13 protein-coding genes are annotated in these 14,918 nt (G+C 49.3%); 4 read left to right on the forward strand and 9 right to left on the reverse strand.

The annotated features are described in order from the left end of the window. Positions 1–24 precede the first annotated feature (24 nt). The 6 genes from ACFODX_RS11775 to mpl form a co-directional block, all read right to left on the reverse strand. Positions 25–645, reverse strand: coding sequence for a flavin prenyltransferase UbiX (locus ACFODX_RS11775; protein ID WP_378119308.1), 621 nt, complete (start codon positions 643–645; stop codon positions 25–27). Between the two features lie 103 nt (positions 646–748). Then, entirely contained in the window at positions 749–1,387 is a 639-nt protein-coding gene (locus ACFODX_RS11780) for an RpiB/LacA/LacB family sugar-phosphate isomerase (RefSeq protein ID WP_378119310.1), read from the reverse strand. A 182-nt stretch (positions 1,388–1,569) separates the two neighbouring features. Beyond that, on the reverse strand, positions 1,570–2,076 hold the full coding sequence (locus ACFODX_RS11785) for a DUF2269 family protein (RefSeq protein ID WP_378119312.1): 507 nt from the start codon (positions 2,074–2,076) through the stop codon (positions 1,570–1,572). A 1-nt stretch (position 2,077) separates the two neighbouring features. Beyond that, complete coding sequence (locus ACFODX_RS11790) at positions 2,078–2,674, reverse strand: hypothetical protein (protein ID WP_378119314.1); 597 nt, start codon at positions 2,672–2,674, stop codon at positions 2,078–2,080. 74 nt (positions 2,675–2,748) lie between these two features. Next, positions 2,749–3,576 (reverse strand): hypothetical protein, encoded by an 828-nt coding sequence (locus ACFODX_RS11795; protein WP_378119316.1) that lies wholly within the window; start codon positions 3,574–3,576, stop codon positions 2,749–2,751. A gap of 62 nt (positions 3,577–3,638) precedes the next feature. Next, complete coding sequence (gene mpl, locus ACFODX_RS11800) at positions 3,639–5,048, reverse strand: UDP-N-acetylmuramate:L-alanyl-gamma-D-glutamyl-meso-diaminopimelate ligase (RefSeq protein WP_378119318.1); 1,410 nt, start codon at positions 5,046–5,048, stop codon at positions 3,639–3,641. A 130-nt stretch (positions 5,049–5,178) separates the two neighbouring features. On the opposite strand from mpl, the gene ACFODX_RS11805 reads away from it, so the two are divergent. From ACFODX_RS11805 to ACFODX_RS11815, 3 genes are read left to right on the forward strand one after another with little or no spacing between them, the layout of a single operon-like run. Then, on the forward strand, positions 5,179–6,093 hold the full coding sequence (locus ACFODX_RS11805) for a substrate-binding periplasmic protein (RefSeq protein ID WP_378119320.1): 915 nt from the start codon (positions 5,179–5,181) through the stop codon (positions 6,091–6,093). A gap of 39 nt (positions 6,094–6,132) precedes the next feature. Continuing rightward, complete coding sequence (locus ACFODX_RS11810) at positions 6,133–7,026, forward strand: substrate-binding periplasmic protein (RefSeq protein WP_378119322.1); 894 nt, start codon at positions 6,133–6,135, stop codon at positions 7,024–7,026. Between the two features lie 50 nt (positions 7,027–7,076). Continuing rightward, a complete protein-coding gene (locus ACFODX_RS11815; RefSeq protein WP_378119324.1) occupies positions 7,077–7,970 on the forward strand; it encodes a hypothetical protein in 894 nt (297 codons plus the stop codon). Here ACFODX_RS11815 and ACFODX_RS11820 read toward each other — a convergent pair. Next, positions 7,937–9,712, reverse strand: a complete 1,776-nt coding sequence (locus ACFODX_RS11820; protein WP_378120095.1) for a GNAT family N-acyltransferase — start codon at positions 9,710–9,712, stop codon at positions 7,937–7,939. The genes ACFODX_RS11815 and ACFODX_RS11820 overlap by 34 nt on opposite strands. Positions 9,713–9,815: 103 nt before the next feature. Continuing rightward, a complete protein-coding gene (locus tag ACFODX_RS11825) occupies positions 9,816–10,958 on the reverse strand; it encodes a hypothetical protein (RefSeq protein WP_378119326.1) in 1,143 nt (380 codons plus the stop codon). A gap of 314 nt (positions 10,959–11,272) precedes the next feature. On the opposite strand from ACFODX_RS11825, the gene serB reads away from it, so the two are divergent. Further along, entirely contained in the window at positions 11,273–12,502 is a 1,230-nt protein-coding gene (gene serB, locus ACFODX_RS11830) for a phosphoserine phosphatase SerB (protein ID WP_378119328.1), read from the forward strand. A 137-nt stretch (positions 12,503–12,639) separates the two neighbouring features. Here serB and ACFODX_RS11835 read toward each other — a convergent pair whose 3' ends face one another. Beyond that, positions 12,640–14,745, reverse strand: coding sequence for an EAL domain-containing response regulator (locus ACFODX_RS11835; RefSeq protein ID WP_378119330.1), 2,106 nt, complete (start codon positions 14,743–14,745; stop codon positions 12,640–12,642). Between the last annotated feature and the right edge of the window lie 173 nt (positions 14,746–14,918).

The raw sequence follows: 14,918 nt of genomic DNA on the forward strand, positions 1-14,918 counted from the left end.
GGGGGATGCCACTGCGGGAAGCGGTTAGTCCTCTCCCCAGCGCGGCATCAGATTTTGCGGTACGCCCAATTGGTCCAGAATGCGCGCCACAATAAAGTCCACCAATTCCTCTACCGATTGTGGCTGCATGTAAAAGCCGGGGCTGGCGGGCAGCACAATCACGCCCATTTGGGTGAGTTTGAGCATATTTTCCAGGTGGATTTCGGAGTAGGGCGTCTCGCGCGGAACCACAATCAGCTTGCGGCGCTCCTTCAGGGCAACGTCGGCGGCACGTTCAATCAAATTATTGCTGGCGCCATGGGCGATAGCAGACAGGGTGCCGCCACTGGCGGGGCATATCACCATCGAACTGGGCGAGCTGGAGCCAGAGGCTACAGCGGCAAACCAGTCGTCTTTGGCGAGTAGCTGCAGCTGGTCTTCATCGGCGCCAAAGAGTGCGCAGAGCATTGCTTGCTGCTCATCAAACTCACGCGGTAAGTCGATGTCGGTTTCGGTGCGGATCACCACCTCCGCCGCGCTGGAAATCATTAAATACACTTTGCAGTCAGCAGCCAATAAACACTGTAATAAACGCAAACCGTACTGCGCGCCCGAGGCGCCGGTAATGGCGAGGGTGATGGTGCGAGGTATAGGCAGTTGGGTCATGACAGGTGTCCTTGTGGTGTTAGACGCTGCCTCACTTTGGCCCCGCTCCTGTAGCAGGGGCAGGGCCGTGAGGCGCTGAGGCTAATTTATAACGCGGTAATAGTTATTGCCCTAATACTGTTTTGACAAACGCGCGGATCTCATCGTCCTGACAATTTTCAAAGAAGCAGGCCTGGAAGCGCTCGCCAGTGACGGCAGTTTTTACCAGCTCCGGGTCGATTGCGCGCAAACCATCCAGATAATTTTTTGCGGTTGCCACTTTTACGCTGGTTAAAATACCCGCATTGCGTACTTGCGATTCGCGGCGCTCCGCCGGATAGCCTTGGCCGCGCACACCGGTAAAGGCTTTTTCAAAAATAGTGCGAATGTTCAGCTCAGCACCCCAACCAAAACCCTTGGCAAACGGCAGTGCCAGCGCATTGCCGTTATTCACTTGCGCAAACAAATAGGCATCAGTTGGCTCAATGCAGTAACCACAAAAAACACCGGGGTGCGCATTCAGCGACATCATCGCGCCCTGACCAGTACCGCAACCGCTCACCACAAAATCCACCGCCTTGGAATTCAGCAGCAGGCTCGCCATGATGCCCAGGTGAATGTAAGTCAGGTAATGATCGTTATCGCCATCCATCCCCACGTTAAACACACTATGCCCCTGCACAGCGGCAACATCTTGCAACTGCTGCAACACAATCGCATTTTTCGCGGCCTGACTAAATTCGTTCATTAATGCAATTTTCATCTAAAAAGCTCTCTCAAAAGTGGATACAAGGTTATGACAGGCTCTTTGGCACTGTTTTTTGGTAATGACCGAGAGTTTGCAGAAGTGGTAATGATATAGGGGGAAGGGGGGTAATTGAAGGGAAGGTGACTTTTTTCTCGGGTTTCATGGATCTATGTGGTGTGTGGCGATTCCCGCAATATTCACCAGAGGTTAGCTAAAGTTGGTTTTGCAATCACCAGCCACATAATTCCCAATACACTCACCGGAATAATCGCGATGGCAATGCGCGTTACATAGGTGTGATAAATGCGGAGCGTGCGGGTTTGTTTTGTATCGTAGCCCGCTTCATTCAGGTGTGAAAAAATCTGCGGCAACTTGATATTGCCGTACCAAATATCCAATATTTCCAGCGGGATAATTAATAGCAGAATAATTAGCAGTTTCCATTGCAGCCAAGGTTGGTTGAATCCGAAAACCAAGGTCGCCATAGCAATACCGCTGGCAATTAACGTAACGAATGCGACATGCTCAAGAATGAGCATTCTTATAAAAACCCGGTATGCCAAATGCGTTGCAGGAGTGATTTCGCCAATTTGTTTGCGCATTGCCATCAAAATAAACCATGCGCCCAGGCTTGGCCCAAGCCAAAAAATCAGAGAGCCAATATGCAGAATTTTTAGTGCAATAAAAGTATCTGCGATGCTCATATTAATAATCAGCTTTTAATTCATTTGTACGTGGAAATACTTTTATCGTTAATCCAAACATCCATGCGGTACTCCACACCATACCTGCGGCGGTGAAAAATTTAGCTGCATCGAATGCATGCATAGCGCAGGCGATACTCAAACCAAAACCAAAAAACCAACCAGGAATACCAATTAAAATTAGTTTTCGCGGTAGGCGCTGGTTGGTTAGCAGTAAAACATTTAGTAACAATCCGCCCATGTTATAGAGGCCATTACCCAATGTACCGGTGAGTTGTACCGCAATTAATTCCAGCGTTTGCATTGTTGCGAGCGTTGGGTCAATTGTGTGGGTATAGGGAATCACAAACGCAAAAATAACTTCCGCCCCAATATCCGGCACTATGCCAAGCCCCACCAGTAATATCCCCAAAACACGCCATTCAGATTTCGGAATAAACGGCAGCAGCATGATGCAAAAAGTCAGTAACCCGAGTGCAGCGAGCATCCAGTTAAACCAACCCAACTGCCACAACCCAAGATTGTTTTGGATAAATTCATTGCGCTCAGCAATTGAATTACCCGCACCGAGTAGGCCTTCGGGGAGGATGAAGGCCATTTGGAGGCAGGCTAGGGTTAGTGTTGCTACGATGGCTAAGCCCATAAATACTGAAGTTTCTGTTGATGACGTTTTCATTTTTTAGCTATTTCAGTATCGCCAAGTTGGCTTTTCATTAGGTCTATTTCTTCATCATTTAGTAATTGCAATATATGTATGTTCTCTAGATATTTGATAGCTTGTTTGTGAAGATGTGTTCGTATTGAATTGGATCTAGTTAGCTTCAATGTTTCTACAAATGCATCCGTAATTTCATACGTTAGGTCTATTAGATTCCTAAAAATTTTATGATTCTCATTTGTGGTTTGATCTTCTTTCATTGTGTTTTTTATTTGTTCAATAAGTTCAGGTGACTTATGTTTCTTTTGATTTCTGATTAAATCGACCAAATTGCCGGGATTTTTTTGACTGGGCGTTCCGCTCTCGTGTACATAATGGATCGTGAACGATGAAATTTTCTGTACCTCAAGAGTTTTATATTTTTCCTTTAGGGTTATTAATAATTCAACAAGCTGTTTTCTATTGTATTCATCTGTCGCTAATTCAACTTGCATATTTAATGCGATTGCAGATTTTTTTAGCTCGTCTCTAGTGAGTGATAACTCTTTTCTTTGTATGAAAACAGACCACAAAAGCAAGCATACAGTCGCAAATCCAAAAATAGGATTTAGCGTTCCACCTAAAAAATCACCCAGCTGGCCAAGTCTTTCAGGATCAAAATAAGATAGTGGTTCACCAAAGTAGTAAAGTGCGGAAGTTACTATGGTGAATAAACCAAATATTGCTAGTCCTAGAATGATTGTTGCTGTTAGAAGTTTTAGCCAAAAGCATGGTGAGCTATAAATTTCTTTCCAGTTCTTTTCTGTTTTTGTAATACAAGATTCTTGCTTCGATTCTGTCATTTTTATTCCTTTGGTTGCGGTGGGTATCGCTTGCGCTCCACCCACCCTACGGTTTTATCTAATCACAGCGCATGCTTGGTTAGGTGGTCAATCAACTTCTGATGCACTCCACCAAACCCGCCATTACTCATAATCACAATATGTGTATTGGGTTCGCTGATGGAAATGGCGCTGTGAATTAATTCATCCAAATCGCGCAAGAGTTTTGCGGGCACGGGGCTTTTGTTGACGATTTCGTCCATTGCCCAGTCTACGTTGGCAGGTTGATACCACAGAACATCGTCAGCATCGGTCACGCTTTGGTTGAGGGCGTTTTTGTGGACGCCCATGCGCATGGTGTTGGAGCGGGGTTCGATGATGGCGATAATTTTTTCATCGCCCACTTTTGCGCGCAAACCGGCGAGGGTGGTTTTAATGGCGGTGGGGTGGTGGGCAAAGTCGTCGTAGACTTTAATGCTGTGCACATCGGCCAAACATTCCATACGGCGTTTTACACCGGCAAATTGTTCCAGCGCTTTGGCGGCGTGTTCGGGGGTTACGCCTACATGGCGCGCGGCGATAAGTGCCGCCAAGCCGTTGTTGACGTTGTGCAGGCCGGTTTGTGCCCAGTGGACTTGCGCTACGGCTTCGCCCTTGTGCAGTACGCTAAAGGCTGAGCCATCGGCGGCTAATAATACGGCTTGCCATTCAGCGGTTGTGTCGCCGGCGGTTTGTTGATCGTAACCGCGAACTGCAAATTGTTGTTGTGGTGTCCAGCAGCCTTGCTGGATGACGGCGGCCAGTGCCTGGTCATTGGCGGGGGAAATAATTAATCCGCTCGCTGGTACTGTGCGTACCAGATGATGGAATTGTTTTTGGATGGCCGCGAGATCGGGAAAGATATCGGCGTGGTCAAATTCCAGGTTATTTAAAATCACGGTGCGCGGGTTGTAGTGAACAAACTTGGAGCGTTTATCAAAAAAAGCGCTGTCGTATTCGTCTGCCTCCACCACAAAAAAAGGTGTATCGCCCAAGCGTGCGGAGCTGGGGAAGTTTTTAGTCACTCCGCCAATTAAATAGCCGGGCGCCATGCCGGCATATTCAAGAATCCAGGCGAGCATGGAGGAGGTGGTAGTTTTACCGTGGGTGGCGGCAACGGCCATTACCCATTTGCCTTGCAGCACATGATCGTGCAGCCACTGGGGGCCGGATGTGTAGGGAATACCTTTATCCAGTACATATTCCACACTGGGGTTGCCGCGGCTCATGGCGTTGCCAATGATCACCAGGTCTGGCGCTGTTGGCATGTGTGGTGGTTGCAACTGGGCCGGGTCAAAACCTTGTATTAATTCGATGCCGGCTTGTTCCAGTTGTGTGCTCATAGGTGGGTAGACGTTGGCATCGCTGCCGGTAACGCGGTGGCCAAGTGCTTTGGCTAGTTGGGCCAGGCTGCCCATAAAAGTACCGCAAATACCAAGAATATGAATATGCATAACAAACTCGTTAATGTTGGCTAAAAGGCAAGATATTAGTGGGGATTAACCTATACTTTTCCCATGATTGCAACTCTCCCTCTGGCCGCCGGGCGAGCTTTGGTATTCATCCAAGAGTGATAATAAGAAAGTGAAATTTGGCAGTTCGCTATTAATCGCCAGCTGGATATGGCTGGTAGCCCTTAACACTGCGGCCGACCCGGTGGAATTGCGCATACCCAAACCGCGTTCCGAATTGGACACTGCACACAATTACTACACGGATTTGCTGCGCAAGGCGCTTGCCAAAGCCGCCAATGGTCGGCCGATTCCTACACTCTTGCCAACTATGCAAATGGAACAGGATCGCGCTGTTCAGGAATTGGTGCGCGGGCGCACGATTGATATTTTTTGGATGGGGGCTGATCAAAATCGCAACAGGGCGCTGCGGGTTATTCCTATTCCGTTGGAGCGCGGTTTAATGGGCTATCGCCAATTTATTGTGCATCGCCAGCGTGTTGCTGAATTTGATCGGGTGCAGAGTTTGGCGGATTTGCAAAAATTTTCAGCCTGCCAGGGCACACACTGGCCGGACACCGATATTTTGCGCGCGGCGCGCTTGACGGTAAAAACCAGTACTGGTTATGAAAATTTATTTAAACAAGTTGCCGCTGGTCGCTGCGATTATTTTCCGCGCGGCTTCCATGAAATTCGTATTGAAATGAGTAAGCGCGCTGATGAGTTTCCCGAGTTGGTCGCCTATGAGCCGCTTATTTTGCATTACCCTTTTGCGGTTTATTTTTATGTGCGACAGGACAACCAAGTGCTGGCTGACTGGGTGCAGCAGGGGCTGGAGAAAATGATTGATGACGGGGAGTTGTTGGCGCACTTGCAGCAACATCAGCATACCCGCAGAGCTTTTCCATTGAGTGCGGAATCGCCGCGTCGGTTGATCGAACTTCCCCATAATCAGTTGCCTGATGCCGGCACTTTTAATTTGCCCCGCTATTGGTTTCACGCGGCGGATTTTACCGCGGCTGAATCTTCAGGTTCGCAAACTCCCTAATTGAATGCGTGGGCGCATGCAGAGGTTTGAGTGTTATTTATGAAGTTGATGAGTTTGCTGTGGTTGGTGTTGTGCATCTGGCCGAGCCTATTGCTGGCAGAGGTTAAATCGGAATTGCGTATTCCCAAGGGGCGTGAAGTGCATGATTCCGCCCATGATTATTTTACCGACTTGATGTTAAAAGCGCTGAACAAGGCGGCGCGCGGTCGCCCGGTTCCCGTGTTGGTGCCTACGATGGAAATGGCGCAGCAACGCATAGTGCGCGAATTAAAATCGGGGCGAACCATTGATATTTTTTGGCTGGGTGGAACCCGTGAGCGGGCGATGGATTTACTCGCTATACCCATTCCGCTTGAACGTGGGTTAATTGGTTACCGGCAATTTATTGTGCGTAAAGATCGTGCGGCCGATTTTGACTCAGTGAATAGCATTGCGGATCTGGCCAGGTTCAAAGCCTGTGTTGGCTCGCAATGGGTGGATGCCGAGATATTAAAAAATGCACGCTTAACATTGGTCACCAGTGTTGGCCATGAAAATTTATTCAAACAATTAGCTGCTGGCCGCTGCGATTATTTTCCGCGCGCAGTGCATGAAGCAAAAAATGAAATGGCTAATCGTGCGGCAGAGTATCCGGAATTGATGGTCTATGATCGTTTACTTTTGCATTACCCCTTTGCGGTGTATTTTTTTGTGCGCAAAGAGGATCGGGAACTGGCCGATTGGTTAACGCAAGGCCTGGAGCAAATGATCGACACGGGTGAGTTTTTGGCGAACATGAAAACGCATCCGCACACGCGTTTGGCATTTCCGTTGAACAATTATGCGAATAAACGCTTATTAACCTTACCCAATCCAGATGGGCCACAATTTGCCGAGGAAAAAAATCTGCGCTATTGGTTCCAACCGGCAGATTTTGGATTAACAAAGCCCTAAGCCAGTGTTCACAGGGCGACGCGCTAAGGTTTTATTACAGGGAGCCACAGATGCCAATTTATCGCTATGGTTTATTGTTGTTGATGTTTATTGCTGTGCCGGTATTTGCCGTTCCTTCGGTTATTAAAATTCCCAAACCCCAGGCGGATTCCAAAGACGCCCAGCATTATTACACCGAGCTTTTGCGTCAGGCGTTAATCAAAGGTGCCACAGGGCGAGCGGTGCCGGAATTAATGGAAACCAGTGTGATGGAGCAGGGGCGCGCCATCCATGAATTAAATCGAGGAGCCATTATTGATGTTTACTGGATGGGCACCAATACCGAGCGCGAGCAACAGTTGCGCGCTATTCGTATACCTCTGGATCGCGGTTTAATTGGCTATCGCCGTTTTATTATTCGCGCAGATCGCCAAGCTGAATTTAATAACATTACAACCAGCGCAGATTTAAAACGTTTGCTCGGCTGCCAGGGGTTGGATTGGCCGGATGTGGATATTATGCGCGCGTCAGCCCTGCGCGTGACTGAAGTTGCGGTGCTGGAAGGTTTGTATCAACAAGTAGTTGCCAAACGCTGTGATTATTTTCCGCGTGGCTTTTATGAAGCGGTGCCAGAGTTGAGCCAGCGCCGCGTCGCTTATCCAGAGTTAATGGAGTATCAACATCTGGTATTGCATTACCCCTTTGCTATTTATTTTTTTGTGCGACGGGACAATGAAGAATTGGCACAGTGGATTGAGCGCGGGCTGGAACATATGATCGACAGCGGTGAGTTGCTGGCCTTTATCAAAAGCCATCCGCTCACCAGCCATGTATTCCCCCTGCACAAAAATTCATTGCCCAGTCGCACCATTCATATCGCCAACCCATTTATGCCGGGCGACACCGACTATACCAATGCGCGCTATTGGTTTCAGCCGGCTGATTTCTCGGCGGTGACAGAGTGAGTGGTGCCCAAATAACGTGCACGTTTTGCCGCTTTCATAAAACTCAGGTCGCCGATAAATAAGCCATCCACGCAATTGCCAAATTCCGAGTCCACACTGAATGCCAGAAGGTGGTAGCCGCCTTCGTCATAGAGTGCCGCATATTGTTTAAATAACACGGGAATTTTGCAGTTGGCTTTATTAAATTCATCCTGCAATATCGCAAAACCTTGTTCGGCATTTAAATTGGCAAAACGCTGTTGCAGCGCAATTAATTGGTCTTCGTCAATCAGGTGCGGGTGTTTGCCATCGGCCAGGGTTTCGCCTTTTTCACCTGCATATTTTTGGTAATAACGCTCGTAAAAAAACACCAGTAAATCGCGCAGTGCTTTGGGGTAATGTGCGCTCATACTGACCGGCCCAAACACATAGCGAACATTCGGCGTATGGTTTAAATAGGCTCCCAGGCCTTGCCACAAATAATCCAGGCTGGCTTTGCCCCAATAATCCGGGTGCACAAAACTGCGGCCCAATTCCAAGCCCTGCTCCAAATAAGGCATGAGTGCCGGGTGAAAATGAAATAGCTCATTGGTGTAGAGCGCAGCGGCGCCTTTTTTCTGCACTAATTTATGGGCTTCACCCAAGCGGTAGGCGCCGGCAATGCAGAGCTTGTTTTCGTCCCACAATACCAGGTGGCGATAATAGTGATCGTATTTATCCAAATCGCGGCGGCTGCCGGTGCCTTCTCCCACCAAGCGAAAGGTCTGCTCGCGCAGCCGGCCAATTTCACGTAATACCACCGGGTGCTGCTTGTAATCGCAGAGCAAAATTTTGTGGTTGTCGCGGGTGTTGCCAATCAGCTGTGCCGCGTCCAACTCTTTTTTGAGGGCCGCGCGATCCTCGGGGTGAGCGATAGTTTTTTCGGTAACAAAGGTAGGAATTTTATTGTTGCTGGTTTTGCCTTTGCCAATTTTATAGACGTATTTTTTCAGGCGCTTGATGAGCGCTTTGTCCGCCAGCTGGTCAGTTTCCAGTGAGCTGTAGGGAATCACCTCGCCGATGCGAAATTTAATTTCCGCCGATTGTTTGTTAAACATTTCGTGCGCGAGTAGCGCCGTTGCCAGCGGTTTGAAAATCATCGAGGCGCTGTAAAACAGCAGGGAATTTTTGGCGGAGACAAAAATCGGCAGAATCGGCGCTTGGGTTTTGCGCGCAAAATGTAAAAAGCCTGCTTGCCATTTGCCATCGCGAATTCCCTTGGGGCTCGCGCGGGACACTTCACCGGCAGGGAAGACAATCACGGCGTGGTCGTCATTCAGCGCCTGCACAATATTTTTGTAGCTCTGTTTGTAGGCCGCGCGAGTCATATTGTCCAGCGGCAACAATAATTCCTGCAGCGGCTCAAACGCCATGAGCATGTCGTTGGCGATAATCTTTACATCCTTGCGCACTTCGCTCACCAGGCGCAGCAGTGCCAGGCCATCCAGTGAGCCAATGGGGTGGTTGGCGATAATGACCAAGCGCCCCTGTGCTGGAATATGGTTGCGCTCACGCAGTGAAACGCTGTAACTGAAATTAAAATATTCAAAAATGCGATCTATAAAATCGATGCCGCGATTTCCCTGATGCTCTTGCAGGAAGGCATTTATTTCACGTTCATGGGTGAGTTTGCGCAAAATACTGAGAGTGGAATTGCGCACCAGCGGAGATTGTTGGTTAAACCCCGGGAATTTATTGACGATGGATTCTTCGATATTGAGCATGGCAGTCATGACCTTGCGGTGGGTGTTACCGCAAGGCTATGACTAATGGATGACCGTTATGTGAACAAAAGATGGCAGAAGTGTGACAGTCGCCGTGCAGCAATTAGCTGCCGCTATTGAGGCTCAGTTGTTCTTCCTGTTTGGCAAGCAGCGCGGCGTAGGGCGCTTTAAGGCTAATCAGTTTGCCGCTGTCACTGATGATGTCCAGATGCTCTTGCAAATCGGCATCAATCAAGCGCTGGCTAATTAAAATTTCACCCTTGTCCGGTTTCAAATAATTATTGTGCTGCACCACAAAATCTTTTAGCAGCGATTTGTTAGAGCTAACCGGCGCCGAAAGTTCATGAACCGCGGCCGCCAAATGCAAACGCGGGCTGGGGTTCTTGGCGGCAAGGTTGGTAAGCAGTTGTGCGGCGCAAACGGCGCGGAAGCTGCACTCGTAAAAGGCTTCGCCAGTGAAATCAATAATCAGTGTTTCACCGGATAACATTTGGCGTTGGCCGTCATATAAATTCAGTACACCTTGCAATTGCTTTTCAAAACGGCGCAATACCGTGGCAAAACTTTCGCTGTTGAGTTGCTGGTATAGCTTACTCATGTTGGTGATATCCAAACTCAAACGCACGGAAACCTGTTTGGGGGCTTCCGGTTCGGGTTCAGGAATGTCTTGGATGGTGGGCATTTTTTCCACAACGGCCGTGACAATCTCACTGGTGCTAGGCAATTTGGCGGTTAACTGCGACCACCATTGGCGCTGTATCGCCCACCAAATCACAAGCAGCGAAAAACACACACCGGCCATCCAGAGCAAATAAAAACGATGGTCGCGTTCACTGTGGCGTGGCACGTCCAGGGAGACTTCCAAATAACCGGCCACATTGTTATGCAAGGCGATAGGTGCAGAGAAATCGTAGCGGCGACCGGTGATGATGTGATTGGGTTTAAAACCACTCTGCACGAGCAGTTTGTTTTCCACGTTATGGATGGTGGCGCCAATCACATTGGGATATTGGCCAACCTCCAGCAGTATGGCTTGCAGGCTCACCAGATCCTGTTGCAGGGTTGCATTGACTGCCTGGCGCGCCGCGCTGTTGGCGAGTACCTGACCATAAAGGCCGATGTGATCGCGTTGATTTTGTTCGCTGTTGCTGTAATAAGCCCAGGCACCAAAAACGCCCAAGGCCATTAAAAGCAGGCTGCAGAGCGTCAATTGAGGGTAGGTTTTATAGGTATTTAGTAAAGCCATGAGTACTTAAGTCCGTATGGTCAAAGTTTAACTCCGGGTCCTGCCAGAGCCAGTCAGGGTTGCAGCGCTTTCACGCTGAATTGCGCCAATCAGTGAGAGTCGTTGCACCAGTATTAGTTGCAAGTCGCATTCCACTCTGTCGTGCAGAATTGCATTCTAGCGCAACTTGGCCTTGCTTGGCGAAACCGCCTATACAGCCAGAAGCGGCTGCGGCGGCTACTGTAGCGCTGCGCGTAATTCCGCTAGAATGCGCGGCTTATCTTACCCCGCCGCCCAGCCAGATGAATGTCTGGACGTTATTCTAGTGAGGCACTGTGAACGAAATTCTGTTAATCAATGCATCGGGTCAGGACAAGCCCGGCGTAACTCACGCACTGACCCATGCGCTAACCCAGGTGGGCGCCCGTGTATTGGATATTGGCCAAGCCGTTATTCACGACACCCTGGCACTGGGCATTTTGGTGGAGCTGCGCCTTTCTGCAGAGGTGCGTGCCGAATTGCTAAATGCTATCCAGCAGGCGGCCACGGCTTTGGATATTCAGGTGCGCTTCCAAACCATCACCCCGGAGCGCTATGAGCACTGGGCGGAACAGCAGGGCAAGACCCGTCACATAGTTACCCTGCTGGCGCGCCAGATAGATGCCAGGATGATTGCCGGCTTGACCGGGATTACCTCCAAACACGGTTTGAATATCGACATGATCAGCCGGCTTTCCGGGCGTGTATCTCTGGCTGAACTCAATGCCGATGACCTGGCTCAGGGCAGCGCTTGTGTCGAGTTTTCTGTGCGCGGCACACCGGCTGATATGGCGGCGTTGCGCGCCGACTTTATGGATTTGTCGGCCGAGTTAAATGTGGATGTTGCGTTCCAGCGCGACACGGTTTATCGCCGCAACCGCCGCCTGGTGTGTTTTGATATGGACTCCACCTTGATTGATGCCGAGGTGATCGACGAGCTGGCCAAAGCGGCCGGTGTAGGCGAGCAGGTGGCCGAGATCACTGAAGCGGCCATGCGCGGCGAATTGGATTTCAAACAAAGTTTTGCTCGCCGTATGGCGCTGCTCAAAGGTTTGGATGAATCGGTGCTCGCCGGTATTGCTGCGCAATTGCAATTGAATGAAGGCGCAGAAAAATTAATTTCATCGCTTAAAAAACTGGGCTACAAAACCGCAATTTTATCGGGCGGATTTAATTATTTTGGTCGCTACCTGCAAGCTAAATTAGGCATTGATTATGTCTACGCCAATGAGCTGGATATTGTTGATGGCAAGGTGACCGGCGAAGTAAAAGGCATAGTGGTAGACGGTCAGCGCAAAGCAGAATTACTGGCGATGCTGGCCAAGCAAGAAGGTATAGCCCTGGAGCAGGTGATTGCCGTGGGTGACGGCGCCAACGATTTGCCCATGCTCAGCGTTGCCGGTTTGGGCGTTGCCTTTCGCGCAAAACCGCTGGTGAAAGCCTCAGCCGAGCACAATATTTCCAATTTGGGATTGGATGCGATTTTGTATCTGCTCGGTTTTCGCGAGCGCGACAAATTGCTGTAATGCGTGCGTTAAGTTGACGGTGTGAATAGGGCGGAAGTTGTTAGCGATATGCAAGGTTAACACCCATAAAAAAACCGGAGGCAACTCCGGTTTTTTTATGGGCGCTCAGCCTGTGGCGATTGAGTTGAAGTTTTATTTCAAGATTCCATATTGAAATCGTAATTCATACCGGCACTCGGTTCCTGTAAGTAGTGACCTTGAATGTAGTGTGCGCCCGCTTGCCACAAGGTGGAGAGCACACTCGCATTTTCCACAAAAGGCACCAAAGTGATTTTGCTTTCCTCGTTTAATTTTTCAATCAGCTGGATCAGTGTTTCCGGGCTTTCATTGTTGTTCTGAATATCGCTGGTAAAGGAGCCATCGACTTTAATCATGCGCGCCGGGACATGGGTCAGGGTGTTAAACGGGTTGAGTGAGCAGCCAAAATTACTGATGGAGAATTGGGTATTTAATTTGTTAATACCTTCCGCAAAATGTTTGGCGGCATTGAGGTGATTGGTCACATCAATTTCCTGCGCCTGAAACACTATCGCATCGGGCGCTAGCTTGGCCGCTTTGAAGGCGACGCCCAGCCACGGTAGCAAGGTTTCATCACAAAGCGACTGGCGGCTGATGTTGACAATAAGTTTGGTTTTGTTGCCCTTGGCGCGATGCTGCGACAACATCTTGATGGATTCCAAAATCACCCAGCGATCAATCTTGGTACAGGCACTGATATTGGAGGCCGCCTCGAAAAAAATGTTGGGCGAAATCTCGGCACCATGTTCATCGATCATGCGCAAATAAACTTCGTAATATTCTTCGTCAGATCCGCGCAAACTGATAATCGGCTGGAACAATAAGCGGAAACGATCATTGGCCAAAGCCTGCTGCAACACGGCGTTGATATCAATTTTGATATCACCTTTGGGCGCATCGGGTTCAAACAGCATGGCACCGTTGCCGTTATTGCTGCGCACTTTTTCCATCGCCTGACGCGCTTGTTCAATCACGGTATTGGTATTGGTCGTTGTTTCATTAATCAGCGAAATACCAATGCTGCAAGTGATCTGCAGGGTTTTATGGTCTATGTCGATAATGTGGCCTTCCACATCCTTGCACAGTTGTTGCGCCCGGTTTACCGCCGCATCGGCTTTGAGGTTGTGCACAACCATTGCAAAGGTGGAATCCCCCAAGCGGGCGATAGTATCGTTAGTGTTGGCTTTGCCGCGCAGCAAGCTGGCGATATCCGCTAATGCCAGGTCAGCGCCGGTAACACCAAAGGTATTTTTTACGCGTTCACTGAATTGATCCAGCTCGATAAAAAACAGGCAAGAGTGTTGTTTTTCATCGGCATTGTCGATGGTTTGATCCAGATGGTTTAACAGGTATTGTCGGTTGTAGACACCTGTCACCACGTCTTGCCATTTGATTTGTTTGAGTTGCGCTTCCAGCTCTTCGTTATTGGAGTGAACCACTGTCGTGGTTGCGGCGCGTGCGAGGAACTGAATGCAGGGCTCTTCATCATAAGTCACCAGTGAAACTTCAAGGTTGATTGGCGTTTCACTGCCGTCATGTTTTAAGCCGGTAAACGCAACGCTGCTGGACTCGGCGTCGTCGCCTTTAAACATAAAATCTTTGAGGAAATTTTTGAGCCTGCTTTGATCGCCATCGGCCACCATATCCATGATTGGCATGGCTTCAATTTCATCGCGATCCTCATAACCAAACAGCTCGGCAAAAGAATCATTGGCATAGAGATAAAGTCCATCCTGAATAAAAGCGATGGCATCCCGCGAGCTGTCCAGCAATTGCTGGCTGCGGCGCTCTGCTTCACGGAAACGGCGATCAGTATTGCGGCGCGCCTGGCGCTGCTCGCGGTTTTGTAATTCGCGATCAATCACCAGCAGCAGGTGTTGGTCATCATCCAGGTCGATCACATCCACAGCGCCCAAACGCAGCCCTTCCACTACTGCAAAGGGGCTTTCATCTTCATCGGCTTCATATTGCAGTATGACGGGTACGTCTTTGTTGAGGCGGCGAATTTGTTTGATAGCGACCGCCGGGGTAGGGGCGGTACTGTTCATGTTGCCTATCAGCAAATCCCAGCTTTGTTCCTGGAGTAATTTCACCAGCGCTTCTTCGCTGTCCACATGTTGGGCGCGGCAGGGGTGGCCGGATGCGTGCAGCATACTGATCAGGCGCTCTGCCTCTGAGCGCTGGTTGTTCAGGATTAGCAGTCGAATCGTATCGTTACTAGTCATATGTCCGTTCTATTTTTCTGTCAAACCCGCGGTGCAGTCTGCCATTGACTATAGCGCGTTTTGGTAAATACGCGGCGCGTCATGCCGTTTTTTACTCGGGTGCGACAGTGGATTTTTAGTGAGATGAGACTGGTTGATGCCGATAAGTCGAAGAACTCTACCTTGTGTCGCAA

The organism is Cellvibrio fontiphilus (assembly GCF_042646205.1).
GTDB lineage: Bacteria > Pseudomonadota > Gammaproteobacteria > Pseudomonadales > Cellvibrionaceae > Cellvibrio > Cellvibrio fontiphilus_A.

Coding starts and splice junctions, on each gene's coding strand:
- ACFODX_RS11775 (WP_378119308.1), bottom strand. CDS start 645: ATGACCCAACTGCCTATACCTCGCACCATCACCCTCGCCATTACCGGC.
- ACFODX_RS11780 (WP_378119310.1), bottom strand. CDS start 1,387: ATGAAAATTGCATTAATGAACGAATTTAGTCAGGCCGCGAAAAATGCG.
- ACFODX_RS11785 (WP_378119312.1), bottom strand. CDS start 2,076: ATGAGCATCGCAGATACTTTTATTGCACTAAAAATTCTGCATATTGGC.
- ACFODX_RS11790 (WP_378119314.1), bottom strand. CDS start 2,674: ATGGCCTTCATCCTCCCCGAAGGCCTACTCGGTGCGGGTAATTCAATT.
- ACFODX_RS11795 (WP_378119316.1), bottom strand. CDS start 3,576: ATGACAGAATCGAAGCAAGAATCTTGTATTACAAAAACAGAAAAGAAC.
- mpl (WP_378119318.1), bottom strand. CDS start 5,048: ATGCATATTCATATTCTTGGTATTTGCGGTACTTTTATGGGCAGCCTG.
- ACFODX_RS11810 (WP_378119322.1), top strand. CDS start 6,133: ATGAAGTTGATGAGTTTGCTGTGGTTGGTGTTGTGCATCTGGCCGAGC.
- ACFODX_RS11815 (WP_378119324.1), top strand. CDS start 7,077: ATGCCAATTTATCGCTATGGTTTATTGTTGTTGATGTTTATTGCTGTG.
- ACFODX_RS11820 (WP_378120095.1), bottom strand. CDS start 9,712: ATGCTCAATATCGAAGAATCCATCGTCAATAAATTCCCGGGGTTTAAC.
- ACFODX_RS11825 (WP_378119326.1), bottom strand. CDS start 10,958: ATGGCTTTACTAAATACCTATAAAACCTACCCTCAATTGACGCTCTGC.
- ACFODX_RS11835 (WP_378119330.1), bottom strand. CDS start 14,745: ATGACTAGTAACGATACGATTCGACTGCTAATCCTGAACAACCAGCGC.